The organism is Sphingomonas sp., assembly GCF_036402235.1.
Taxonomy (GTDB): Bacteria; Pseudomonadota; Alphaproteobacteria; order Sphingomonadales; family Sphingomonadaceae; genus Sphingomonas.
Genome location: NZ_DASWTG010000045.1, coordinates 1 through 21783, shown reverse-complemented (window position 1 = coordinate 21783; position 21783 = coordinate 1). Strand labels below are relative to the sequence as shown.

Annotated in this window: 23 protein-coding genes; 13 read left to right on the top strand and 10 right to left on the bottom strand. The window is 67.6% G+C overall.

Going from position 1 to position 21783, the window contains the following annotated elements; genetic code table 11:
- Positions 1-191 precede the first annotated feature (191 nt).
- Entirely contained in the window at positions 192-590 is a 399-nt protein-coding gene (locus VGD28_RS09350) for a DUF2147 domain-containing protein (RefSeq protein ID WP_331028070.1), read from the top strand.
- Positions 591-625: 35 nt separating this feature from the next.
- Here VGD28_RS09350 and VGD28_RS09345 read toward each other — a convergent pair whose 3' ends face one another.
- The 4 genes from VGD28_RS09345 to VGD28_RS09330 all read right to left on the bottom strand — a co-directional run bounded on the left by VGD28_RS09345 (position 626) and on the right by VGD28_RS09330 (position 4355).
- Positions 626-1555, bottom strand: coding sequence for an electron transfer flavoprotein subunit alpha/FixB family protein (locus VGD28_RS09345; protein WP_331028069.1), 930 nt, complete (start codon positions 1553-1555; stop codon positions 626-628).
- Complete coding sequence (locus VGD28_RS09340; protein ID WP_331028068.1) at positions 1552-2301, bottom strand: electron transfer flavoprotein subunit beta/FixA family protein; 750 nt, start codon at positions 2299-2301, stop codon at positions 1552-1554. The genes VGD28_RS09345 and VGD28_RS09340 overlap by 4 nt, the downstream gene beginning before the upstream one ends.
- A 384-nt stretch (positions 2302-2685) precedes the next feature.
- Complete coding sequence (gene sucC, locus VGD28_RS09335; RefSeq protein WP_331028067.1) at positions 2686-3885, bottom strand: ADP-forming succinate--CoA ligase subunit beta; 1200 nt, start codon at positions 3883-3885, stop codon at positions 2686-2688.
- 164 nt (positions 3886-4049) lie between these two features.
- Positions 4050-4355, bottom strand: a complete 306-nt coding sequence (locus tag VGD28_RS09330; RefSeq protein ID WP_331028066.1) for a hypothetical protein — start codon at positions 4353-4355, stop codon at positions 4050-4052.
- Between the two features lie 23 nt (positions 4356-4378).
- On the opposite strand from VGD28_RS09330, the gene VGD28_RS09325 reads away from it, so the two are divergent.
- Together VGD28_RS09325 and VGD28_RS09320 are read left to right on the top strand one after the other, a co-directional pair.
- Positions 4379-4882: a sterol desaturase family protein gene (locus VGD28_RS09325; RefSeq protein WP_331028065.1), complete on the top strand. Its 504-nt coding sequence runs from the start codon at positions 4379-4381 to the stop codon at positions 4880-4882.
- The gene (locus tag VGD28_RS09320) at positions 4879-5625 is read left to right on the top strand and encodes a sulfite exporter TauE/SafE family protein (RefSeq protein WP_331028080.1); all 747 of its coding nucleotides are present in this window, start codon (positions 4879-4881) and stop codon (positions 5623-5625) included. Before VGD28_RS09325 ends, VGD28_RS09320 begins: the two co-directional genes overlap by 4 nt.
- A gap of 200 nt (positions 5626-5825) precedes the next feature.
- On the opposite strand, the gene VGD28_RS09315 is transcribed toward VGD28_RS09320, so the two are convergent.
- Entirely contained in the window at positions 5826-6761 is a 936-nt protein-coding gene (locus VGD28_RS09315; protein WP_331028064.1) for a ribose-phosphate pyrophosphokinase, read from the bottom strand.
- Between the two features lie 248 nt (positions 6762-7009).
- Here VGD28_RS09315 and VGD28_RS09310 point away from each other — a divergent pair, with 248 nt between their 5' ends.
- From VGD28_RS09310 to VGD28_RS09290, 5 genes are read left to right on the top strand one after another with little or no spacing between them, the layout of a single operon-like run.
- Entirely contained in the window at positions 7010-8299 is a 1290-nt protein-coding gene (locus VGD28_RS09310) for a 3-methyl-2-oxobutanoate dehydrogenase (2-methylpropanoyl-transferring) subunit alpha (protein WP_331028063.1), read from the top strand.
- Between the two features lie 47 nt (positions 8300-8346).
- Complete coding sequence (locus tag VGD28_RS09305; protein ID WP_331028079.1) at positions 8347-9351, top strand: alpha-ketoacid dehydrogenase subunit beta; 1005 nt, start codon at positions 8347-8349, stop codon at positions 9349-9351.
- A 5-nt stretch (positions 9352-9356) separates the two neighbouring features.
- Positions 9357-10676: a dihydrolipoamide acetyltransferase family protein gene (locus VGD28_RS09300; protein WP_331028062.1), complete on the top strand. Its 1320-nt coding sequence runs from the start codon at positions 9357-9359 to the stop codon at positions 10674-10676.
- Positions 10676-10888, top strand: a complete 213-nt coding sequence (locus VGD28_RS09295; RefSeq protein ID WP_331028061.1) for a hypothetical protein — start codon at positions 10676-10678, stop codon at positions 10886-10888. The genes VGD28_RS09300 and VGD28_RS09295 overlap by 1 nt, the downstream gene beginning before the upstream one ends.
- Before the next feature lie 31 nt (positions 10889-10919).
- On the top strand, positions 10920-11783 hold the full coding sequence (locus VGD28_RS09290; protein ID WP_331028060.1) for an alpha/beta hydrolase: 864 nt from the start codon (positions 10920-10922) through the stop codon (positions 11781-11783).
- Here VGD28_RS09290 and VGD28_RS09285 read toward each other — a convergent pair.
- Positions 11780-12721 carry a hypothetical protein gene (locus tag VGD28_RS09285; RefSeq protein ID WP_331028059.1) on the bottom strand — a complete coding sequence of 314 codons (942 nt, stop codon included), beginning with the start codon at positions 12719-12721 and terminating at the stop codon, positions 11780-11782. The genes VGD28_RS09290 and VGD28_RS09285 overlap by 4 nt on opposite strands.
- A gap of 60 nt (positions 12722-12781) precedes the next feature.
- Entirely contained in the window at positions 12782-13675 is an 894-nt protein-coding gene (locus VGD28_RS09280; protein WP_331028058.1) for a prephenate dehydratase, read from the bottom strand.
- A 123-nt stretch (positions 13676-13798) separates the two neighbouring features.
- Between VGD28_RS09280 and VGD28_RS09275 the strand changes: the two genes are divergently transcribed.
- Complete coding sequence (locus tag VGD28_RS09275) at positions 13799-14470, top strand: cytochrome c family protein (protein WP_331028057.1); 672 nt, start codon at positions 13799-13801, stop codon at positions 14468-14470.
- A gap of 19 nt (positions 14471-14489) precedes the next feature.
- Here the strand turns inward: VGD28_RS09275 and VGD28_RS09270 are convergent, their stop codons facing one another.
- Together VGD28_RS09270 and VGD28_RS09265 are read right to left on the bottom strand one after the other, a co-directional pair.
- A complete protein-coding gene (locus VGD28_RS09270; protein ID WP_331028056.1) occupies positions 14490-15359 on the bottom strand; it encodes an LOG family protein in 870 nt (289 codons plus the stop codon).
- 22 nt (positions 15360-15381) lie between these two features.
- Positions 15382-16059, bottom strand: coding sequence for an extensin family protein (locus VGD28_RS09265; protein WP_331028055.1), 678 nt, complete (start codon positions 16057-16059; stop codon positions 15382-15384).
- 177 nt (positions 16060-16236) lie between these two features.
- Between VGD28_RS09265 and VGD28_RS09260 the strand changes: the two genes are divergently transcribed.
- From VGD28_RS09260 to VGD28_RS09250, 3 genes are all read left to right on the top strand, one after another.
- On the top strand, positions 16237-17397 hold the full coding sequence (locus tag VGD28_RS09260) for a phosphoserine transaminase (RefSeq protein WP_331028054.1): 1161 nt from the start codon (positions 16237-16239) through the stop codon (positions 17395-17397).
- A gap of 102 nt (positions 17398-17499) precedes the next feature.
- The gene (gene serA / locus VGD28_RS09255) at positions 17500-19077 is read left to right on the top strand and encodes a phosphoglycerate dehydrogenase (RefSeq protein ID WP_331028053.1); all 1578 of its coding nucleotides are present in this window, start codon (positions 17500-17502) and stop codon (positions 19075-19077) included.
- 121 nt (positions 19078-19198) lie between these two features.
- On the top strand, positions 19199-20305 hold the full coding sequence (locus VGD28_RS09250; RefSeq protein ID WP_331028052.1) for an ATP phosphoribosyltransferase regulatory subunit: 1107 nt from the start codon (positions 19199-19201) through the stop codon (positions 20303-20305).
- On the opposite strand, the gene VGD28_RS09245 is transcribed toward VGD28_RS09250, so the two are convergent.
- Positions 20302-20589, bottom strand: a complete 288-nt coding sequence (locus VGD28_RS09245) for a GNAT family N-acetyltransferase (RefSeq protein ID WP_331028051.1) — start codon at positions 20587-20589, stop codon at positions 20302-20304. The two genes, VGD28_RS09250 and VGD28_RS09245, sit on opposite strands and share 4 nt — an antisense overlap.
- Before the next feature lie 77 nt (positions 20590-20666).
- Between VGD28_RS09245 and VGD28_RS09240 the strand changes: the two genes are divergently transcribed.
- Positions 20667-21783 (top strand): ATP-dependent DNA helicase RecQ (locus VGD28_RS09240; RefSeq protein WP_331028050.1); only part of this gene is annotated, 1117 nt, incomplete at its 3' end.

Genomic DNA, 21783 nt, shown 5'->3' with positions numbered 1-21783 from the left:
CGAGGCCGCGTTGTTCCTCCGCTTGATCGATGAGAAAGAGCATTTGACGACCCGAACCTTTCACAGGAACGGATCGTCTAGGGAGGCCCGCCGCGAAAGCGACGGGCCTTACTCTTTTCCACCTAGCGATTTGCCCGGCACGCCGCATTCCCATAGCATGGCCGCAGTCGAGACGGCGGAGTAGCAGCGTCATGCGTTTGATCGGCACCCTTCTCGCCCTCAGCCTTGCCGCCGGCCCTGCGTTCGCGCGCGACCAGTCGTTCGGCGTGTGGCGCAACCCATCCAACAGCGTCCATGTCCGCGCCCAGCCCTGCGGCAGCCGGATGTGCGGCGTCGTGATCTGGGCGAGCGACAAGGCCAAGGCCGACGCCGCGCGCGGCGGCACCGCCAGGCTGGTGGGATCGACGCTGTTCCGCGATTTCGTGCAGGAGAAGCCCGGCGTGTGGCGCGGGCGGGTGTTCGTGCCCGATATCAACAAGACCTTCTCGGGGACGGTCAGCGTGCTCGGTCCCGACCGGATCGAGGGCAAGGGATGCCTGGTCGGGCGGATCGGCTGCAAATCGCAGATCTGGACGCGGATCCGGCAATAGAACGGGGCGGCCACGGAGCCGCCCCGCTATCTTGTTCAGAGCTTTTCGGTCAGCTCGGGCACGATCTTGAACAGATCGCCGACGAGGCCGAGGTCGGCGACCTGGAAGATCGGCGCGTCCTCGTCCTTGTTGATGGCAATGATGGTCTTACTGTCCTTCATGCCGGCGAGATGCTGGATCGCGCCCGAAATGCCGATCGCGACATAGACTTCGGGCGCGACGATCTTGCCGGTCTGGCCGACCTGATAGTCGTTGGGGGCATAGCCCGCATCGACCGCCGCACGGCTGGCGCCGACCGCCGCGCCGAGCTTGTCGGCGAGCGGGTCGATCAGGCCGTGGAACTGCTCCGACGAGCCCAATGCGCGGCCGCCCGAGACGATCACCTTGGCGCTGGTCAGCTCCGGGCGCTCGCTCTTGGCGATCTCGGCGCCGACGAAGCTGGAGAGGCCGGTGTCGCCCTTGCCCGAAACGGCCTCGATGCTCGCGCTGCCGCCCTCAGCCGCCGCCTTCTCGAACGCGGTGCCGCGCACGGTGAGAACCTTCTTGGCATCCGCCGACTTGACCGTGGCGATCGCGTTGCCGGCATAGATCGGGCGGGTGAAGGTGTCGGCGCTCTCGACCGAGAGCACTTCGCTGATCTGCATCACATCGAGCAGAGCGGCGACGCGCGGCGCGATGTTCTTGCCCGTAGTGGTGGCGGGCGCGACGAAGGCGTCGTAGCCGGCCATCAGATCGGCGATCAGCGGCGCGACATTCTCCGCCAGCGCATGGCCATAGGCGGCGTCATCGGCGAGCAGCACCTTGGCGACGCCGGCGATCTTCGCCGCGGCATCGGCCGCGCCCTGCGCGCCCTGCCCCGCGACCAGCGCGACGACATCGCCCAGCTTGCCCGCGGCGGTGACCGCCGAGAGCGTCGCGTCCTTGACCGACGCATTGTCGTGTTCGACCCAGACCAGTACGCTCATTTCGCAACTCCCAGCGCCTTGAGCTTGGCCACAAGCTCATCCACATCCGCAACCTTGACGCCAGCCTGCCGCTTGGGCGGCTCGGTGACGCTGACGACGGTGAGGCGCGGGGCCACATCGACGCCATAGTCGGCGGGGGTCTTCTGCTCGAGCGGCTTGCTCTTGGCCTTCATGATGTTGGGCAGCGAGGCATAGCGCGGCTCGTTCAACCGAAGGTCGGTGGTGACGATCGCGGGAAGCTTGAGCTTCACCGTCTCAAGCCCGCCATCGACCTCGCGCGTCACATCGACCTGCTCGCCGGCGATCTCGACCTTCGACGCGAAGGTGCCCTGGCCCCAGCCGAGCAGCGCCGCCAGCATCTGGCCGGTCTGGTTGTTGTCGTCGTCGATCGCCTGCTTGCCGAGGATGATCAGGCCGGGCGCCTCGGCCTCCGCGACCTTGGCCAGCAGCTTGGCGACGCCCAGCGGCTCGACCTTCTCGTCGGCGACGATCAGGATCGCGCGGTCGGCGCCCATGGCAAGCGCGGTGCGCAGCGTTTCCTGCGCCTTCTGCTCGCCGATCGAGACCACGACGATCTCGCTCGCCGCACCCTTTTCCTTGAGGCGGATCGCCTCTTCGACGGCGATCTCGTCGAACGGGTTCATGCTCATCTTGACGTTGGCGAGGTCGACCCCCGTCCCGTCGGCCTTCACCCGCGGCTTCACATTATAGTCAAGCACGCGCTTGACCGGCACCAAGACTTTCATCGCATTCCTTCCCAACGCATCAGGACCAATCCCCGGGAGGTGAACCGGCTGACACCGCCCATGTTCCCCGGCTTCTAGCGCCCGGAGCCGCATGGGGGCGACGACAAAAACTTGACCGTAGCGGCCTGCCTCACCTCCACGGCAACCCTCGGGCGCCGCCTATCACATTTTCACCGCCCGCTTGGCCAGCATTTTCCGCGCGTGCGACACCCCCAGACGGCATTTTGCCGGATCGGGTCTGCACCATCCTTGTAGTGATTCTCGATTTTTCGCAAGTCCGGTATGGAATCACACGGTTGCCGTAGCGGCACGCTCGAAGAACGAGAAAGGGCCGGGAAGCGCGATCGCCCCCGGCCCTTTCAACGAGATTCGCAAGGACGGCGATCAGGCGGCCTGCTTGACCTCCGCGACGATCTTGCGCGCCGCGTCGCCCAGGTCGTTCGCCGGGACGATGGCGAGGCCCGAATTGGCGAGGATCGCCTTGCCTTCCTCGACATTGGTGCCTTCGAGGCGGACGACGAGCGGAACCGAGAGGTTCACTTCCTTCGCCGCGGCGACGATGCCCTCGGCGATGATGTCGCACTTCATGATCCCGCCGAAGATGTTGACGAGGATGCCCTTCACCGCGGGATCGGCGAGGATGATCTTGAACGCCGCGGTCACCTTCTCGCGGCTCGCGCCGCCGCCCACGTCGAGGAAGTTGGCCGGGAACATGCCGTTCAATTTGATGATGTCCATCGTCGCCATGGCAAGACCGGCGCCGTTGACCATGCAGCCGATGTCGCCGTCGAGCTTGATATAGGCGAGGTCGTACTTCGATGCCTCGAGCTCGGCAGGATCCTCCTCGGTGGTATCGCGCAGCTCGAGCAGATCCTTGTGGCGGAACAGCGCGTTGCCGTCGAAGCCGACCTTGGCGTCGAGGACGAGCAAATTGCCCTGCTCGGTCAGCGCCAGCGGGTTGATCTCGATCTGCTCGGCATCGGTGGCGAGGAAGGCGTCGTAGAGCGACTTGGCGACCTTCGCCGCCTGCTTGCCCTGATCGCCGGTCAGGCCCAGCGCCGCGGCGACGGTGCGGCCGTGATGCGGCTGAAAGCCGGTCGCGGGATCGACCGAGAAGCTGCGGATCTTCTCGGGCGTCGAATGCGCGACTTCCTCGATGTCCATGCCGCCCTCGGTCGAGACGACGAAGGCGACGCGGCTGCTGGCGCGATCGACGAGGAGGGCGAGGTAGAATTCCTTGGCGATGTCGGCGCCGTCGGTGACGTAGAGGCGGTTGACCTGCTTGCCGGCCTCGCCCGTCTGGATGGTGACCAGCGTGTTGCCGAGCATGTCGGTGGCGTGCGCACGCACCTCGTCGAGGCTGAAGGCGAGGCGGACGCCGCCCTTTGCCTCAGGCGCCAGTTCCTTGAACTTGCCCTTGCCGCGGCCGCCGGCATGGATCTGCGATTTCACGACGAACAGCGGCCCGGGGAGCTTCTTCGCAGCCTCGACCGCTTCCTCGACGGTGAAGGCGGCATGGCCGGCGGCGATCGGTGCGCCGAACTTGGCCAGCAGTTCCTTGGCCTGATATTCGTGGATGTTCATGGGGCAGATCCCTTGCGTTGCAGCAAAATCCGCCCGCCTTAAGCACAGCGGTCCACCGGAATCAAATGCCCTTTGCATGCGATTGCGATGCAGTTGCAATATGGCGCTTGGAGGGAGGAGCCTGCCCGCCACGCCGACCGAAAATCGGGTTCATTCGCAGCCGGTTAGGTGCGCCCAAGCCCTGTCGCGCAAAGCGCTGCCGAACTGGTCGCCACCGCGACGATCTCCGGATCGCCGAGCGCGCGGATGCGGCGCAGGAACTTGTCGACCGACTCGGCCTCGCGCGCCTTGGGCAGATCGGCGATCCGCATCAGCTGCGCGAGGCTGAGCCGGTCGACCATCCGCTCCGCCATGCACGCGGCGAGCGGGCGCGACAGGCCGGCGTTGACCAGGCCGGTGCGCAGCCGCGCCTCGGGCACGGCGCAGGCGGAAAGCGCGAGCGCGATCAGGAGAAGAGGTGCGTATCGCATGGCGCGTCGCTATATCGCGCGGCATGAGCGCCGCAATCGGCATCCTGCTGTTCCTTGGCACCATCGCGCTGATGGAGGGGGTGGCCTATGCCGCGCACCGCTGGGTGATGCACGGGCCGGGCTGGTTCCTGCACCGCAGCCACCACGAACCGCGGACGGGGATGTTCGAGCGCAACGACCTCTATGCCGTGATCTTCGCCATCCCGTCGATCGTGCTGCTCTATGGCGGGGTGCAGCTCGGCTGGTGGCCGGGCTTCATCTGGATCGGCGCCGGGATCGCCGGCTATGGCGCGATCTATTTCGGCTTCCATGATGTCATCGTGCACCGGCGGGTGGGGCACCGCTATGTGCCCCGGTCGAGCTACATGAAGCGGATCATCCAAGCGCACCGGCTGCATCATGCGGTCGAGAGCAGGGACGGGGCTGTGAGCTTCGGCTTTCTCTGGGCGTCCGCGCCGGAGACGCTGAAGGCCGAATTGAATGCGCGCGGCAATAGCGGCGTACGCGCACCGGCCGCACGCCCCTGATCACCGATCCCCTCTTCTACGCGCTGGCGATCCCCGCGGTTGCGCTGATCGGCCTGTCCAAGGGCGGGTTCGCGGGGGCAGGTGCGCTGTCGCTGCCGATGATCGCCTTCGCCACCGATGCCGTGCAGGCGGCCGCGATCCTGCTGCCGCTGCTGATCGCGCAGGACGTGGTCGGCGTCTGGGCGTTCCGGCGAAGCATCGACCGGTTCGTGCTGGGCTGGACGCTGGCGGGCGCGGTGATCGGCATTGCGCTTGGCTATGGCTATGCCGCGAGCGTTTCGGCGGACGCGGTGCTCGCGATGGTGGGCGGCATCTCGATGCTGTTCGGCGCGTACCGGCTGTGGCGCGGCCGGCTGGGCGCGGCGGCGCCGTCGCATTCGCCGGGCTGGGTCGGATCGCTGTTCGGCGTCGCATCGGGCTTCACCAGCCAGATCGCGCATGCCGGCCAGCCGCCCTGGCAGCTCTGGGTGCTGCCGCGCCGCCTGCCCCGCGACATGCTGGTGGGGACGACCGCGGTCTATTTCGCGCTGGTCAACTGGATCAAGGTTCCCGCCTATCTGGCGCTGGGCCAGTTCAGCCGGGAGAATCTGCTGACCTCGGCCGCGCTGCTGCCGGTGGCGGTGGCATCGACCTTTGCCGGCGTGTGGCTGGTGCGGCGGGTGTCGCCCGACCGCTTCTACACCGCGATCTACCGGCTGATGATCGGCGTCGGCGCGGTGCTGGTGTGGAAGGCGCTGGGATAGGGCAGGTAAGACAGGGAAAGAGAAGATTTGATACACGCTAAGGCGCTAAGGCGCGAAGATGTGGTTCTGCCACGTCAGCGGCACCCCTTCCACCGGCGTTGCCGCTCGCTGCGACGGTACTGATGATCGGGCGCTTCGCGCAGTGGGCCGACCCATCTTGGCGCCTTAGCGTGAATCAACTTCTACTCTTCTTCGCCGTCTCAATCGAACAGCGACGACACCGAGCTTTCGTCGGCGATGCGGCGGATCGCCTCGGCGATCAGCGGCGCGATGGTCAAGTGGCGGGTGCGTTGCGCCTGGCCGACGACGGCGTGGTTGCCGATCGAATCGGTGATGACCAGCTCCTTGAGCTCCGACCCGTCGACGCGCGCGACCGCGCCGCCCGAGAGCACGCCATGGGTGCAATAGGCGACCACGTCCTCGGCCCCCGCCGCCTTGAGCGCGGCGGCGGCGTTGCACAGCGTGCCGGCCGAATCGACGATGTCGTCGATCAGGATGCAGAAGCGGCCCGACACCTCGCCGATGATGTTCATCACCTCGGATTCGCCGGCGCGCTCGCGGCGCTTGTCGACGATCGCCAGCGGCGCGTTGTCGAGCCGCTTGGCGAGCGCGCGCGCACGCACCACGCCGCCGACATCGGGCGAGACGACCATCAGGTTCTTGTCCGAGAAACGCGCCTTGATATCCTCGCTCATCACCGGCGCGGCGAAGAGATTGTCGGTCGGGATGTCGAAGAAGCCCTGAATCTGCCCGGCGTGCAGATCGACCGAGAGGACGCGGTTGGCGCCCGCGGTGGTGATGAGGTTGGCGACCAGCTTGGCCGAGATCGGGGTGCGCGGCCCGGGTTTGCGGTCCTGGCGGGCATAGCCGAAATAGGGGAGCACCGCGGTGATGCGCTTGGCCGACGCGCGGCGCAGCGCATCGATCATGATCAGCAGCTCCATCAGATTGTCGTTCGCCGGATAGGCGGTCGACTGGAGCACGAACACGTCCTCGCCGCGGACATTCTCGAGGATCTCGACGAAGATCTCCTCGTCGGCGAAGCGGCGGACATTCGCCTGCGTCAGCGGAATTTCGAGATAGGAGGCGATCGCCTGGGCGAGCGGCAGGTTCGAATTGCCGGCCATCAGTTTCATGTGTCTCGCTCCCCAGCGATGTTTGTCCTGAAACGCTCCCCTTAGGAGCCGCAGGACGATCGGGAAAGGGGGTCGCGTGTGCGCTTCGTCCGCGATTCGCCTCGACCGCCCTGGCGCGATACAATGAAATTCATGACAGTGTTGCTGTCCCATCTCGACTCGCACGTTGAAAGAATATAACAGGGCCCTGAAATCATATTCCGTGCGTTGAACGGCGACACGGAGGCCCTTTAGACGCTGGAGAAAGCATGACCGCGGACGTCGCGCGCCCCAATCTGCCGCCGCTCAGCCTGCATGTGCCCGAGCCCAAGTTCCGGCCCGGCGATGCGGTCGATTTCAACGCGGTCGAGGTGCCGCCCGCGGGCGCCCAGCCCCGCCCCGACACCGCGGCGGCCCCATCCAGCTTCCATGAGCTTGCCTATACGCTGGTGCGCGTGCTCGACGAGGACGGGCAGGCGGTCGGCCCGTGGAACCCGCGCCTCTCCCCCGACACGCTGCGCAAGATGCTGCGTGACATGGCGCTGGTGCGTGCGTTCGACGAGCGCATGTTCCGTGCGCAGCGGCAGGGCAAGACCAGCTTCTACATGAAGTGCACCGGCGAGGAGGCGGTGGCGATCGCGGCGGCACATGCGCTGGCGAGCGACGACATGTGCTTCCCGAGCTATCGCCAGCAGGGCATCCTGATCGCGCGCGGCTATTCGCTGGTTCAGATGATGAACCAGATCTACTCGAACAAGGGCGACGATCTGGCGGGCAAGCAGCTGCCGATCATGTATTCGTCCAAGGAGAAGGGCTTCTTCTCGATCTCGGGCAACCTCGCCACGCAATATCCGCAGGCGGTGGGCTGGGCGATGGCGAGCGCGGCCAAGGGCGACACGCGCATCGCCGCGACCTGGTGCGGCGAGGGATCGACCGCGGAGGGCGACTTCCACTCGGCGATGACCTTCGCCACCGTGTACAAGGCGCCGGTGATCCTCAATGTGGTCAACAACCAGTGGGCGATCTCGAGCTTCTCGGGCTTTGCTGGTGCGGAGGCTACGACCTTCGCGGCGCGCGCGCTGGGCTACGGCATTGCCGGACTGCGCGTCGACGGCAACGACGCGCTGGCGGTCTATGCCGCCACCCAATGGGCGGCCGAGCGCGCGCGGACCAACCAGGGACCGACGCTGATCGAACATTTCACCTATCGTGCCGAGGGCCACTCGACTTCCGACGATCCCACCCAATATCGCAGTGCGGGCGAGCCGACCGCATGGCCGCTGGGCGACCCGATCGCGCGCCTCAAGCAGCATCTGATCGCGCTCGGCGAGTGGGATGAGGAACGCCATGCGGAACAGGACCGCGAACTCGCCGAGGAGGTGAAGGCGGCGCAGAAGGAGGCCGAGAAGAACGGCATCCTCGGCCACGGCCTGCACCAGCCGCTCGATTCGCTGTTCGACGGGGTGTTCGAGGAGATGCCCTGGCACCTGCAGGAGCAGCGGCAGATGATGCTCGACGAGGAAGAGGCTTCGGGCCGTCCCTGGGCGCGCAAGAAATGAGCGAGGAACGCGTGATCGAAACCGCCGAGCAGGGCGCCACCACTCGCATGAACATGATCCAGGCGATCAACTCGGCGCTCGACGTGATGATGGCGCGCGACGCGCACGTGGTCGTGATGGGCGAGGATGTCGGCTATTTCGGCGGCGTGTTCCGCGCCACCGCGGGGCTGCAGGCCAAGCATGGCAAGACGCGGGTGTTCGATACGCCGATCACCGAATGCGGCATCGTCGGCGTCGCGATCGGCATGGGTGCCTATGGCCTGCGTCCGGTGCCGGAGATCCAGTTCGCCGACTATATCTACCCGGCGCTCGATCAGCTCGTGTCCGAGGCCGCGCGCCTGCGCTACCGCTCGGCCGGGCAGTTCACGGCGCCGCTTACGATCCGCTCGCCCTATGGCGGCGGCATCTTCGGCGGCCAGACGCACAGCCAATCGCCCGAGGGCATCTTCACGCACGTTTCGGGCGTGAAGACGGTGATCCCGTCGACCCCCTATGACGCCAAAGGGCTGCTGATCGCGTCGATCGAGGACAATGACCCGGTCATCTTCTTCGAGCCCAAGCGCATCTATAACGGCCCCTTCAACGGCCATTGGGACCGCCCGGCGGAGAACTGGTCGAAGCATCCCGGCGGCGAGGTGCCCGAGGGCTATTATCGCGTCGAGCTGGGCAAGGCCGCGATCGTCCGCCCGGGCGAGGCGCTGACCATCCTTGCCTATGGCACGATGGTGCATGTGGCTCAGGCGACGGTCGAGGAGCTGGGCATCGACGCCGAGATCATCGACCTGCGCACGCTGGTGCCGCTCGACATCGAGACGATCGAGGAGTCGGTCCGCAAGACCGGCCGCTGCATGGTCGTGCATGAGGCGACGCGCACCAGCGGTTTCGGCGCCGAGCTGGCGAGCCTGGTGCAGGAACGCTGCTTCTATCACCTCGAGGCGCCGGTCGAGCGCGTCACCGGCTTCGACACGCCGTACCCGCACAGCCTCGAATGGGCGTATTTCCCCGGGCCGGTCCGCATCGGACAGGCGCTCAAGAAGATCCTGAAGGACTGACTCGCATGGCACGCTTCACGTTTCGTCTGCCCGATATTGGCGAAGGGATCGCCGAGGCCGAGATCGTCGCCTGGCACGTCAAGGTCGGCGACCGTGTCGAGGAGGACATGGCTGTCGCCGACATGATGACCGACAAGGCGACCGTCGAGATGGAATCGCCCGTCTCCGGCACCGTGGTCGAGCTGGCCGGCGAAGTCGGCGACCAAGTCGCGATCGGAGCGGCGCTGATCGTGGTCGAGACCGATGGCGAGGTTGCGGAGGCGCCGGAAGCAGCGCCGGTCTCCGAGGAGGTCGAGGAACAGATCGAGGCGGAGACGCCGGGGGTTGAGGAAGCCCAATCCGTTCGTCCCCGGACTGGATCCGGGGCTGTCGAAGCACCGTCCTTTTCTTCGGCCGCGGCCAAGGAAGAAGAGCAGCCCTTCGACAAGCTCAGGGCGAACGGGAATGGAGACACGGTATCGCACCGCCCCGTCCTCGCCTCCCCCGCCGTACGCCAGCGCGCCAAGGACCTCGGCGTCGATCTCGCCCAGGTCAAGGCTGAGGGCGACCGCATCCGCCATGCCGATCTCGACGCCTTCCTGCGCTATGGCTCGGCCCAGGGCTATCACGCCCCGCGCGCGTCGCGCGCTCGTGAGGATGAGGCCATCAAGGTCATCGGCATGCGCCGCCGCATCGCCGAGAACATGGCCGCGTCGAAGCGCGCCATCCCGCACTTCACCTATGTCGACGAGATCGACGTGACTGCGCTGGAAGAAATGCGCGCGGACCTCAACGCCAATCGCGGCGCGCGGCCCAAGCTTACCATGCTGCCGTTCGTGATCGCCGCGATCTGCCGCACCTTGCCCGACTTCCCGATGCTCAACGCGCGCTATGACGACGAGGCGGGCGTTGTGACGCGCCACGGCCGCGTGCATATGGGCATGGCGACGCAGACCGACGCGGGCCTGATGGTCCCGGTGATCCGCGACGCGCAGGATATGAATGTCTGGCAGCTCGCGGGCGAGATCACCCGCCTCGCCGAAGCCGCACGCACCGGCAAGGCGAAGGTCGAGGAGCTTTCCGGCTCGACCATCACGATCACCTCGCTCGGGCCGCTTGGCGGCATCGCGACCACGCCGGTGATCAACAAGCCCGAGGTGGCGATCATCGGCCCGAACAAGATCGTCGAGCGCCCCGTCTTCGCCGGCGACGACATCGTGCGGGCGAAGCTCATGAACCTGTCGATCAGCTGCGACCACCGCGTCGTCGATGGCTGGGACGCGGCAAGCTATGTGCAGGCGCTGCGCAAGCTGCTCGAAACCCCAGTGCTGCTGTTCGCCGACTGATGGCCAGGCAATCGCGACTGGCGCTGGCCATCGGGCTGTCGCTTGCGGTTGCGATTGGATTGTGGCTCGCGCTGGCGCTTTGGCTGCCGCCGATCGCGGTCGAGCCGATGCGCTTCACGCTCAGCTGCATCGGCGCGGCGTCGCTGCTCGGGCCGTTCGTCGCGATCGAGGCATATCTGTTCGCCGTGCTTCGCGACCCGCCAGCAGACTGAACCCGGAAGGTGCTCGCGCGTTCGAGCGGCCATGCCCCCGGTTCATCATCGCCGCATCGATGTCGACGGCGTCGATATCTTCTACCGCGAGGCGGGTCCCTCCGACGCGCCGGTGCTGCTGCTCCCGCACGGCTATCCCGCCTCGTCCTTCGTCTATCGCAACCTGATGCCCGCGCTCGCCGACCGCTGGCGCACGCTTGCGCCCGACTTCCCCGGCTGGGGGCAGAGCGCGACCCCGGCGGACTTCGCGCATGATTTCGACGGCTATGCCGCGTTCCTCGCCCGCTTCCTCGACCGGCTGGGGATCGGTCGAGTCGCGATCTGGCTGCATGATTTCGGATCGCAGATCGGCCTGCGCTTCGCCATCGCGCATCCGGAACGGGTCGCCGCGGCGATCATCCAGAACGGCGACATCTACGAGGACACGCTTGGCCCGAACTACGATCCGCTCAAGGAATATTGGAACGACCCCACGCCCGAGCGAAGGGCCGCGCTGGCCGACGCGATCACGCTCGACGGCTATCGCCACGAATTCATCGGTGGCACCGAAAGCGAGGTGGCGGAGCGCGTGCCGCCCGATTTGTGGACGCTGCACTGGGCACTGACCGATCCGCAGCGCCGCAGCATCTATCGCGACGTGATCGCCGGCCTGCGCGAGAACCGCCGATGGTTCCCGCGCTACCAGGCCTGGCTGCGCGAGCGCCAGCCTCCTGCGCTGATCCTGTGGGGGCCGCGCGACGGCTTCATGCCCGAAGCGGCGGGCCGCGCCTATCTGCGCGATCTTCCGCAGGCCGAGCTGCACCTGTTCGATGATGGCGGGCACTGGCTGCTCGAAACGCATCTCGATCAGCTGGTCCCGCTGATCCGGGATTTCCTGACGCGCGCCCTGCGCTAGCGCATCAGCGCTTCGCGCACTGCTTCGCGACCGGCGATGCGCTGGTCCTTTGCCGCGCGCTGCAACGCTTCGGCATCGCCCGCCGCTTCGAGCAGCCGCCTGGTGGTCTCGCCGAACCGCCCCCGGTCGCCGCCGCTGGAAAAGCCGAAATAGCCCGCCGCATTGTGCCAGGTGCGGCGCGCGAGCAGCTCGCATTGCGCGCGGCTGGCGCGGATGATCTCGATGCGGTTCGCCAGCATTGCGTCTGCGTCCCCCGCCGTGACGATCTTCCGCGCGCCCGGCCTGGTTTCGGCGGGCAGTTCGGAGCGGTCGATCGCGGCGACAAGCCGCGCCGCGCGGGCGCGGGCGCGGCTGCCGTGATCCTGCGCCACCCGCTCCAGGCTTGAGATCGACGCGCAATCCGCCAGGACCTGAGGCGCCTGCTGAAGCAGATAGGGGCTGCTCAGCACGCCGAGATTGAACTTGCCCATCGCCTCGGCATAGGCGCGCTCGTCCGCGTCCGCTTCGCGGATGGCGGCAAGATAGGCGGCGGACGCCACGCCGCGATGCTCGGCCGCGCCCGGCACGCTGGGCTTGCCGTCGGCGGCGAGATCGACTTCGGCAAAGGTCTGCGCGTCGATCGAAGCGCGCGCGACATAGATCCGGCCCGCACCCAGCCCGGCCAGGGCACCGGTCAAGGGCAGCACGAGCAGCGCGCCCCCGACCACCAGCCATTGCCGCGTGCGGCTTCCCGCCAGCAGCACCAGCAGCCACAGCGCAAGGCCGGTGCCCGCGCCGGCCAGCACCATGGTCCGCAGATCGAGGCGGGGCAGCAGCTTCGGGGCGAACGCGGCCGCAAGGATCAGGGCGAGACAGCTCAGCAGCGCCACCAGCAGCGGCCATCCGAACAGCGCGCTCCGGCGCCTGTCCTCATGCTCGAATTCGAGTTCGTCGCTCATGCTCCCCCCCCAAAAAAAGCCCGCAACCGGTTAGCAGGCCAGCCCGGCGTGGGCGAGAGGCTATTCAGGCCGCGCCCGCGCCTGCGGATAGGTGCCGAGCACGCGCATCGACTTGGTGTGGAACCGCAATTCGTCGAGCGCGCGGTCGATCGCCGGATCGCCGGGGCGGCCGACGATGTCGCAATAGAATTCGGTCGCCGCGAAGCTGCCGCCGCGCTGATAGCTTTCCAGTTTGGTCATGTTGACGCCGTTGGTCGCGAAGCCGCCCAGCGCCTTGTAGAGCGCGGCGGGCACGTTCTTCACCTCGAAGATGAAGGTCGTCATGAACAGCCCGTGGTCGCGCAACGGCGCCGCGGACCGGGCGAGCATCACGAAGCGCGTCATATTGTGGTCGGCGTCGGCGACGTCGTTCTGGAAGACCGTCAGGCCATAGAGCGGCGCCGCGCCCGGCGGCGCGAGCGCGGCGACCTGCGGATCGTTCGCCTCGGCCACCACCGCGGCGGCGCCGGCGGTGTCAGGGTAGGAAAGCGGCGCGATCCCCTGCGCCTTCAGCCAGTGGCGGCACTGCCCGAGCGCCTGTGGGTGGCTCATCGCCTGGCGCACGCCCCCCCGCTCGCCCAGCCCCATCAGCGCGTAGCGGATCGGCAGGAAATGCTCGCCGATGATGACGAGGCCGGATTCGGGCAACAGGAAATGGATGTCGGCGACCCGGCCGTGCAGCGAATTCTCGATCGGGATCATCGCGCAATCGGCCTTGCCCTCGCGCACCGCGTCGATCGCATCCTCGAAGCTGAAGCAGGGCAGTGGCAGCGCGGTCGGAAAGGCTTCGAGCACCGCCATGTGCGAATTGGCGCCCGGCGCGCCCTGAAACGCGACGGCCCGCTTGGGCTCGGCAAGCGCGGCTTGCGTCATGCGTTCGACGATCGGGCGTGCGGGCGCGGCGAAACTTTCCATTGGCGGGCGCGATTAGCCGCCTGCGAAATGCGGAGCAAGCCCGGGTTGCGATGCGCAAAAGGCCGCTCTAAAGGATCGCGCCAACCGACACGTCATATCAACTCTGGGGCATACGGGCGCGCAATGGACAATCGCATGAACACGATCGCAGGCTGGGTCCTGTTCGGCTGTGCCTCGGCGCTGGGCCTGTCGATCGCCAGCGGCATGATCTATCATAGCGAAACGCCCGAAAAGGCCGGCTATCCGGTCGAGAGCGCGGACGGCGCCGAGGGCGGCGGCAGCGCGGCCGCCGCCGAGCCGATCGCCAACCGCCTCGCCAGCGCCGATGTCGCCAAGGGTCAGGCCTCGTTCGCCAAGTGTGCGGCGTGCCACACCATCACCCAGGGCGGCGCCAACGGCGTCGGCCCGAACCTGTGGGCGGCGATGGGCAAGGCCCATGGCCATGTCGCGGGCTTCGCCTATTCCGAAGCACTGAAGGGCGTCCCCGGCAACTGGACGTTCGAGGCGATGGACCAGTGGCTTGCCAGCCCGCGCAAATACGCCCCCGGCACCAAGATGACCTTTGCGGGCCTGTCAGACCCGCAGGAGCGCGCCAACGTCATCGCCTATCTGAACGCGCAGGGCTCCAACCTGCCGCTCCCCGCGGCCGAAGCGGCGCCCGCCGCCGGCGCGGAAGCGGGCAACGCCGCGGCGCCGGACGCCAATTCGACCGAGCTGTCCAACGCGGCCACCCCGGCCAGCGGCGCGCCCTCGGTCGATCCGGCAGCGACGAAGGCCGCCGAAAAGGCGCATTGAGGCGGGCCGGGCGGGACCCTCAGCCCCCGTTCTTCTCCGCGTAGAAATCCTGGACGATCTTCCAGCCCTCTTCGGCGGTCTCGCAGAAGTGGAACAGGTCGAGGTCGCGTGGGGAAATCACCCCCTCCTCGCACAACGCATCAAAGTTCACGACGCGGTTCCAGAACTCCTTGCCGTAGAACAGCACCGGGATCGGCGCGATCTTGCCGGTCTGGATCAGCGTCAGCAGCTCGAACGATTCGTCGAAGGTGCCGAACCCGCCCGGGAACACCGCCACCGCGCGCGCGTGGAGCAGGAAGTGCATCTTGCGCAGCGCGAAATAGTGGAACTGCATCGACAGCGACGGCGTCACATATTCGTTGGGCGCCTGCTCGTGCGGGAGCACGATGTTGAGCCCGATCGATTCGCAGCCCTTCTCGGTCGCGCCGCGGTTGGCCGCCTCCATGATCGAAGGCCCGCCGCCCGAGCACACCACGAAGTGGCGATGCCCGGTCTCGTCGAGCGGGTAACAGCTCGACAGGCCGGCGAGCTCGCGCGCGACGTCATAATATTTGGACTTGGCGATCAGCCGCTCGGCGATGCGCCGCGACTGGTCGTCAGTGGCGAGGTCGAGCAGCGCCTGCGCCTTGGACGGCTCGGGAATCCGGGCCGAGCCATAGATCACGAAGGTCGACGCGATCTTCGCCTCGTCGAGCAGCAATTGCGGCTTCAGCAGCTCGAGCTGGAAGCGCACCGGGCGCAGATCCTCGCGCAGCAGGAAATCCATATCCTGGAAGGCGAGGCGGTAGGCGGGATGCTCGGTCTGCGGGGTCGAGACGCCGGTCGCGGCGGTCTCGGCATCCTGGCGTGCGCGCGGAAAGACGCGCGAGGGAACTTTAGTGTCTGTCATCGGCGACGCTTAATCCAAATCCTCAACGGCAGAAAGGCCCGCGCCCCATGTCGAGGTGAAGATGGTCGTGATGCGCCGCATTGTAGTCGGGGCTCAGCACGGTTGCGAAGCGCCGGCAAGCCGAACGATGAAGCGCGCGCAGGAACGTCCGTTCGTCCTCGGCTCCGCGCCAGCCCTGCTTCACGGTGATGCGGCGCCCGTCGGCCAGCACGAAGGCCGACACGTCCACCGCATTGGCGAGGCCATGCTCGGACACCCGCCCCGCCGATGCCGGCCCGCCGCCGATGATCCCGCGGCACGAATAGCTGCCCATCGTCTCGACCCGCACCAGCTCGCCGCCCAGCATCTCGCGCGCCGCGGGCACCGCGGCGTTGCGAATCCAGGCGATGAAATTGCGCGCCAGCGGGCAGCGCATGCCCTTCAGGTTGGTGACCGGCAGGCCGATGTCGATCAGCTGCACCGCGCCGATCACCTGGCAGCCGCCGCCATAATCGCGATCGGGCAGCGGGCTGAACCGCACATTCGCGCGCGACAGATCGGCGAAGCATTGCTGCGTCTCGCGGCTGGTCGGCAGGTTCAAGGTGACCGGCCCGCGCGGATCGGGGCGCACCGGCGGCCGGCGTGCCGGTTCCTCCCGGCCTCCGCCGAACAGGCAACCGGCGAGGAACAGCGGGAGCAGCAGGACCGGAAGGATACGCATCGCGGCGACTTTAGCCAGCGCGCCGGACCAGCCACAACAGCATTCCGCCCCGCGGACGATGCAAAAGATACCATTCCTCCCGCCGCTCTTCGCTTGACTTCGCACGCCCTGCCTTTAGGGCCGCCGGCGGGCCACGCGGTCCCAACGCCGCGCGTGCTCTCTGCAAGGAGAGTCTTTATGACTGAGATTACCGTACCCGACGCCACAGTTGCGCCTGCCAAGCCCGCCACCAAGCCGGCTCGCCCCCATTTCTCCTCCGGTCCCTGCGCCAAGCCTCCAGGCTGGGACGCCTCGAAGCTCGCGACCGAGGTCCTCGGACGCTCGCACCGCTCGAAGCTCGGCAAGAATCGTCTCGCCTATTGCATCGATCTGATGCGCGAGATGCTGAAGCTGCCCGACACGCACCGCATCGGCATCGTCCCCGGCTCCGACACCGGCGCGTTCGAGATGGCGATGTGGACGATGCTCGGCGCGCGCGGCGTGACCACGCTCGCCTGGGAGAGCTTCGGTGAAGGTTGGGTCACGGATGCCGTCAAGCAGCTCAAGCTCGATCCCACGGTGATCCGCGCCGATTACGGCCAGCTTCCGGACCTCAGCCAGATCGATTTCGCCGATGACGTGCTGTTCACCTGGAACGGCACCACCAGCGGGGTGCGCGTGCCCGACGGCGAGTGGATCCCCGCGGATCGCGAGGGCCTGACCTTCGCCGATTCGACCAGCGCGGTGTTCGCCTACGATCTGCCGTGGGACAAGATCGATGTCGCCACCTACTCGTGGCAGAAGGTGCTGGGCGGCGAGGGCGGCCATGGCGTGCTGATCCTCGGCCCCCGCGCGGTCGAGCGGCTCGAGACCTACACCCCGGCCTGGCCGCTGCCGAAGGTGTTCCGCCTGATCGCCAAGGGCAAGCTCGCCGAGGGCGTGTTCAAGGGCGAGACGATCAACACCCCGTCGATGCTCGCGGTCGAGGACGCGATCTTCGCGCTGGAATGGGCGAAGGGTCTCGGCGGGCTCGACGGCCTGATCGCGCGCTCGGACGCCAATGCCGCGGCGCTCGACAAGCTTGTCGCGGAGCGCGACTGGCTCGGCCATCTCGCCGCGGACGAAGCCTCGCGCTCGAAGACCAGCGTGTGCTTGACGGTCGAGGGCGCCGACGCCGACTTCATCAAGACGTTCGCCTCGCTCCTCGAGAAGGAGGACGCCGCCTATGACGTCGCGGGCTATCGCGACGCCCCGGCGGGGCTGCGCATCTGGTGCGGCGCGACGGTCGACACCGCCGATATCGAGGCGCTCGGCCCCTGGCTCGACTGGGCCTATGCCACCGCCAAGCAACCCAATTAATCCGTCATCCTAGCGAAGGCCGGGATCTCGCGCCACAAGCGCCACGCTTGCCGCACGAGATCCTGACTTTCGTCAGGATGACGAATGCAAGGAGCATTCGTCATGCCCAAGGTACTCATCAGCGACAAAATGGACCCCAAGGCCGCGCAGATCTTCCGCGAGCGCGGCGTGGAAGTGGACGAGATCACCGGCAAGACGCCCGAGGAATTGAAGGCGATCATCGGCCAGTATGACGGCCTCGCCATCCGCAGCGCGACCAAGGTGACCAAGGAGATCCTCGACGCCGCGACCAACCTCAAGGTCGTCGGCCGCGCCGGCATCGGCGTCGACAATGTCGACATCCCCAATGCCAGCGCCAAGGGCGTGGTGGTGATGAACACCCCGTTCGGCAACTCGATCACCACCGCCGAGCACGCTATTGCGCTGATGTTCGCGCTCGCGCGCCAGCTGCCCGAGGCGAACGCCCAGACCCAGGCAGGCCTGTGGCCGAAGAACGGCTTCATGGGCGTCGAGGTCACCGGCAAGACGCTCGGCCTGATCGGCGCGGGCAATATCGGGTCGATCGTCGCCGATCGCGCGCATGGCCTGCGCATGAAGGTGGTCGCCTATGACCCGTTCCTCAGCCCCGAGCGCGCAGTCGAGATGGGCGTCGAGAAGGTCGAGCTCGACCAGCTGCTCGCCCGCGCCGACTTCATCACGCTGCACACCCCGCTGACCGACCAGACGCGCAACATCCTCTCGGCCGAGAATCTCGCCAAGACCAAGAAGGGCGTGCGCATCATCAACTGCGCCCGCGGCGGGCTGATCGACGAGGCGGCGCTCAAGGACCTGCTCGATTCGGGCCATGTCGCGGGCGCCGCGCTCGACGTGTTCGTGACCGAGCCGGCCAAGGAGCATGCGCTGTTCAACACGCCGAACTTCGTCGCCACGCCACACCTCGGCGCATCGACCAGCGAGGCGCAGGTCAATGTCGCGATCCAGGTCGCCGAGCAGATGGCCGACTATCTCGTCAATGGCGGCGTCACCAACGCGCTCAACATGCCGAGCCTGACCGCGGAAGAGGCGCCGAGGGTCAAGCCGTACATGGAGCTCGCCGAGAAGCTCGGCAGCCTCGTCGGCCAGCTCGCCCATGGCAACCTTGCGCGCGTGTCGATCCACAGCGAGGGCGCTGCGGCCGAAGTGAACCAGAAGCCGATCGTCAGCGCGGTGCTGGCCGGCTTCCTGCGCGTCCATTCGGACACGGTGAACATGGTCAACGCCCCCTTCCTCGCCAAGGAGCGCGGGATCGAGGTGCGCGAGATCAAGACCGAGAAGGAAGGCGACTATCACACGCTGATCCGCGTCTCGGTCAAGACTGACGCGGGCGAGCGTTCGGTCGCAGGCACGCTGTTCAGCAACCGCACCCCGCGCCTGGTCGAGCTGTTCGGCATCAAGGTCGAGGCCGACCTTGCCGGGCACATGCTCTATGTCGTCAACGAGGACGCGCCCGGCTTCATCGGCCGGCTTGGCGCGACGCTCGGCGATGCGGGCGTCAACATCGGCACCTTCCACCTCGGCCGCCGCGAGGCGGGCGGCGAGGCGGTGCTGCTGCTCTCGGTCGACGAGGCGGTGACCCCCGAGCTGATCGCCCAGGTCCGCGCGCTCCCGGGCGTGAAGACCGCGATGGCGCTGAAGTTCTGAATCCAGCACCGTTCGCCCAATTCGTTCGGGTTACGCTTGCCGAAGCGCTGCTCTGGCTTCACGCGTTGAAAGAAGAACAGGGCTTCGACAGGCTCAGCCCGAACGGGTAAGGCAGCCGGTGATGAGCGGAACCACCACCACCGGCCTCCTTCCCGAAGGCTTCCACGATCGCCTGCCCCCGCATGCCGATGCGGCGGCGGCGCTCGAGCGGCGCGTGCTCGATGTCGCACGGCTCTATGGCTATGAGCGCGTCGACCCGCCGCTCGCGGAGTTCGAGGAATCGCTCGGCGCACGGCTCAAGGCCGCCTCCGCCAAGGATGCCGTGCGCTTCACCGATCCCGCCTCCCGCCGCACGCTCGCGATCCGGCCCGACATCACCGCGCAGATCGGCCGCATCGCCGCGACGCGCATGGCGCACCACCCGCGCCCGGTGCGCCTGTCCTATGCCGGCACCGTGCTCAAGCTGCGCGCCAGCGAGCTGCGCCCCGAGCGCGCGATGCGCCAGATCGGCTGCGAGCTGATCGGCCGCGACAGCGTGGCGGCAGCGCGCGAGATCGTCACCGTCGCGGCCGAGGCGCTCGAGGCAGCCGGCGCCACCGGCCTCGCGCTCGACTTCACCCTGCCCGACCTGGTCGAGCAGCTCGCCCCCGGCATGGCGCCGGAGCAGCTGACGGCGTTGCGCGACCGGCTGGATGCCAAGGATGCCGCCGGCGTTGCGGCGATCGATCCCGCTTTCCTGCCGCTGATCGAGGCTGCGGGACCGTTCGACGCCGCAATCGCGCGGCTGCGCGCGCACGACAAGGGCGGCGCGCTCACCTCGCGGCTCGATGGCCTTGTGGCGGTGGCGGATGCGGTGGCGGGCAAGGTCGCGCTGACGCTCGACCCGACCGAGCGCCACGGCTTCGAGTATCAGAGCTGGATCGGCTTCTCGCTGTTCGCGCGCGGCGTGCGCGGCGAGATCGGGCGCGGCGGCAGCTATTCGGTGATCGGCGCGGACGGCTATGAGCCAGCGGTCGGCATGTCGCTGTTCGTCGATCCGATCCTCGACGCCGGCCTTGCCAATGGCGAGCGGCGGCGCCTGTTCCTCCCGGTCGGCACCGATCCGGTGCTCGCCGCGACGCTGCGCGCCGAAGGCTGGGTCGCGGTCGCCGCGCTCGATGCCGACGACAGCGCCGCGGCGCAGCTCTGCACGCACGCGCTGGTCGAGGGTGTACCGGTCGCAGTCTAATCCAGCGGCCTCGCCAGCAGGGCCGCCCATTCGGGATGCTTCCGGATATAGGCGGCGACGAACGGGCATTGCGCGATCACCTTGAGGCCGCGGTCGCGCACATCGGTCAATGCATGCAGGATCAGCCGGCTGGCGATGCCGCGTCCTTCGAGCGCGGGCGGAACCACCGTGTGGGTGAAGGTGATGACCGCGCCGTCGAGCCTGTAGGCGGCGAAGGCGGTGTGCCCCTCCGCCGCCAGCTCGTAGCGATTGCGGTCGTGATTGTTGGTGACGTCGGCGTCCACGCAAATCTCCTCGATCGTGCTTCAGAATCCTACACGATGGCGCGCATTTCCGCGAAGCCCTCGTTATACGGCAGCCAATGAACCCGCGCGACGTCCTCCGCACCACCTTCGGCTTCCCCGATTTCCGCGGCGTCCAGCATGACGTCGTCGCGCGCGTGCTGGCCGGGCAGCGCACGCTCGCCGTGATGCCGACGGGTGCGGGCAAGTCGCTGACCTATCAGCTGCCGGCGGTGATGCTGGAGGGGACGTGCATCGTCGTCTCGCCGCTGATCGCGCTGATGCACGACCAGTTGCGCGCCGCCGAGGCGGTGGGGATCCGCGCCGCGACGCTGACCAGCGCCGACGACAATCGCGACGAGACGATCGCGCGCTTCCGCGCTGGCGAGCTCGACCTGCTCTATGTCGCCCCGGAGCGAGCCTCGGGCGAAGGTTTCCGCAACCTGCTGCGGCAGGCGAAGCTGTCGATGTTCGCGATCGACGAGGCGCATTGCGTCAGCGAATGGGGGCATGACTTCAGGCCCGATTACCGCTTGCTCCGCCCGCTGCTCGACGCCTTTCCGGACCTGCCGCGCCTTGCGCTGACCGCCACCGCAGATGCGCATACCCGCGCCGATATCCTCGACCAGCTCGGCATACCCGCCGATGGCCTGATCGTCGCCGGGTTCGACCGGCCCAATATCCGCTATGCGATCACCAGCACCGCGTCGAAGGGCTCGGCGATCGCATCGCTGGTCAAGCGCACGCCGGGTGCGGGCATCGTCTATGCTACCTCGCGCGACCGCACCGAGAAGCTGGCGGCGGCGCTCGCGGGGACCGGCCGCCCGACGCGCTTCTACCATGCCGGGATGCCGCCCGACGCACGCCGCCGCGCGCAGGCCGAGTTCGTCCGCTCGGAGGACATGGTGATGGTCGCGACCATCGCCTTCGGCATGGGCATCGACAAGCCCGATGTGCGTTTCGTCGCGCATGCCGGGCTGCCCAAGTCGATCGAGGGCTATTATCAGGAAAGCGGCCGCGCCGGGCGCGACGGCGATCCGGCGGTGGCGCATCTTTTCTGGGCGCCAGGCGATTTCACGCGCGCGCGCGAGTGGCTGACCGAGCTGCCGCAGAATCGCCAGGCGGCCGAGCGCGCGCGGCTCGATGCGCTGGCGGGGCTGGTGGAGACCGCCGGGTGCCGCCGCGCGGTGCTGCTGC

What these genes read in the sequence shown, in the direction of transcription:
- sucC (WP_331028067.1), bottom strand. Translation starts at nt 3,885, where the DNA reads ATGAACATCCACGAATATCAGGCCAAGGAACTGCTGGCCAAGTTCGGC.
- serA (WP_331028053.1), top strand. Translation starts at nt 17,500, where the DNA reads ATGCCCAAGGTACTCATCAGCGACAAAATGGACCCCAAGGCCGCGCAG.
- VGD28_RS09350 (WP_331028070.1), top strand. Translation starts at nt 192, where the DNA reads ATGCGTTTGATCGGCACCCTTCTCGCCCTCAGCCTTGCCGCCGGCCCT.
- VGD28_RS09250 (WP_331028052.1), top strand. Translation starts at nt 19,199, where the DNA reads ATGAGCGGAACCACCACCACCGGCCTCCTTCCCGAAGGCTTCCACGAT.
- VGD28_RS09310 (WP_331028063.1), top strand. Translation starts at nt 7,010, where the DNA reads ATGACCGCGGACGTCGCGCGCCCCAATCTGCCGCCGCTCAGCCTGCAT.
- VGD28_RS09280 (WP_331028058.1), bottom strand. Translation starts at nt 13,675, where the DNA reads ATGGAAAGTTTCGCCGCGCCCGCACGCCCGATCGTCGAACGCATGACG.
- VGD28_RS09340 (WP_331028068.1), bottom strand. Translation starts at nt 2,301, where the DNA reads ATGAAAGTCTTGGTGCCGGTCAAGCGCGTGCTTGACTATAATGTGAAG.
- VGD28_RS09270 (WP_331028056.1), bottom strand. Translation starts at nt 15,359, where the DNA reads ATGACAGACACTAAAGTTCCCTCGCGCGTCTTTCCGCGCGCACGCCAG.
- VGD28_RS09265 (WP_331028055.1), bottom strand. Translation starts at nt 16,059, where the DNA reads ATGCGTATCCTTCCGGTCCTGCTGCTCCCGCTGTTCCTCGCCGGTTGC.
- VGD28_RS09330 (WP_331028066.1), bottom strand. Translation starts at nt 4,355, where the DNA reads ATGCGATACGCACCTCTTCTCCTGATCGCGCTCGCGCTTTCCGCCTGC.
- VGD28_RS09300 (WP_331028062.1), top strand. Translation starts at nt 9,357, where the DNA reads ATGGCACGCTTCACGTTTCGTCTGCCCGATATTGGCGAAGGGATCGCC.
- VGD28_RS09345 (WP_331028069.1), bottom strand. Translation starts at nt 1,555, where the DNA reads ATGAGCGTACTGGTCTGGGTCGAACACGACAATGCGTCGGTCAAGGAC.
- VGD28_RS09285 (WP_331028059.1), bottom strand. Translation starts at nt 12,721, where the DNA reads ATGAGCGACGAACTCGAATTCGAGCATGAGGACAGGCGCCGGAGCGCG.
- VGD28_RS09295 (WP_331028061.1), top strand. Translation starts at nt 10,676, where the DNA reads ATGGCCAGGCAATCGCGACTGGCGCTGGCCATCGGGCTGTCGCTTGCG.
- VGD28_RS09290 (WP_331028060.1), top strand. Translation starts at nt 10,920, where the DNA reads ATGCCCCCGGTTCATCATCGCCGCATCGATGTCGACGGCGTCGATATC.
- VGD28_RS09325 (WP_331028065.1), top strand. Translation starts at nt 4,379, where the DNA reads ATGAGCGCCGCAATCGGCATCCTGCTGTTCCTTGGCACCATCGCGCTG.
- VGD28_RS09260 (WP_331028054.1), top strand. Translation starts at nt 16,237, where the DNA reads ATGACTGAGATTACCGTACCCGACGCCACAGTTGCGCCTGCCAAGCCC.
- VGD28_RS09305 (WP_331028079.1), top strand. Translation starts at nt 8,347, where the DNA reads ATGAACATGATCCAGGCGATCAACTCGGCGCTCGACGTGATGATGGCG.
- VGD28_RS09315 (WP_331028064.1), bottom strand. Translation starts at nt 6,761, where the DNA reads ATGAAACTGATGGCCGGCAATTCGAACCTGCCGCTCGCCCAGGCGATC.
- VGD28_RS09275 (WP_331028057.1), top strand. Translation starts at nt 13,799, where the DNA reads ATGGACAATCGCATGAACACGATCGCAGGCTGGGTCCTGTTCGGCTGT.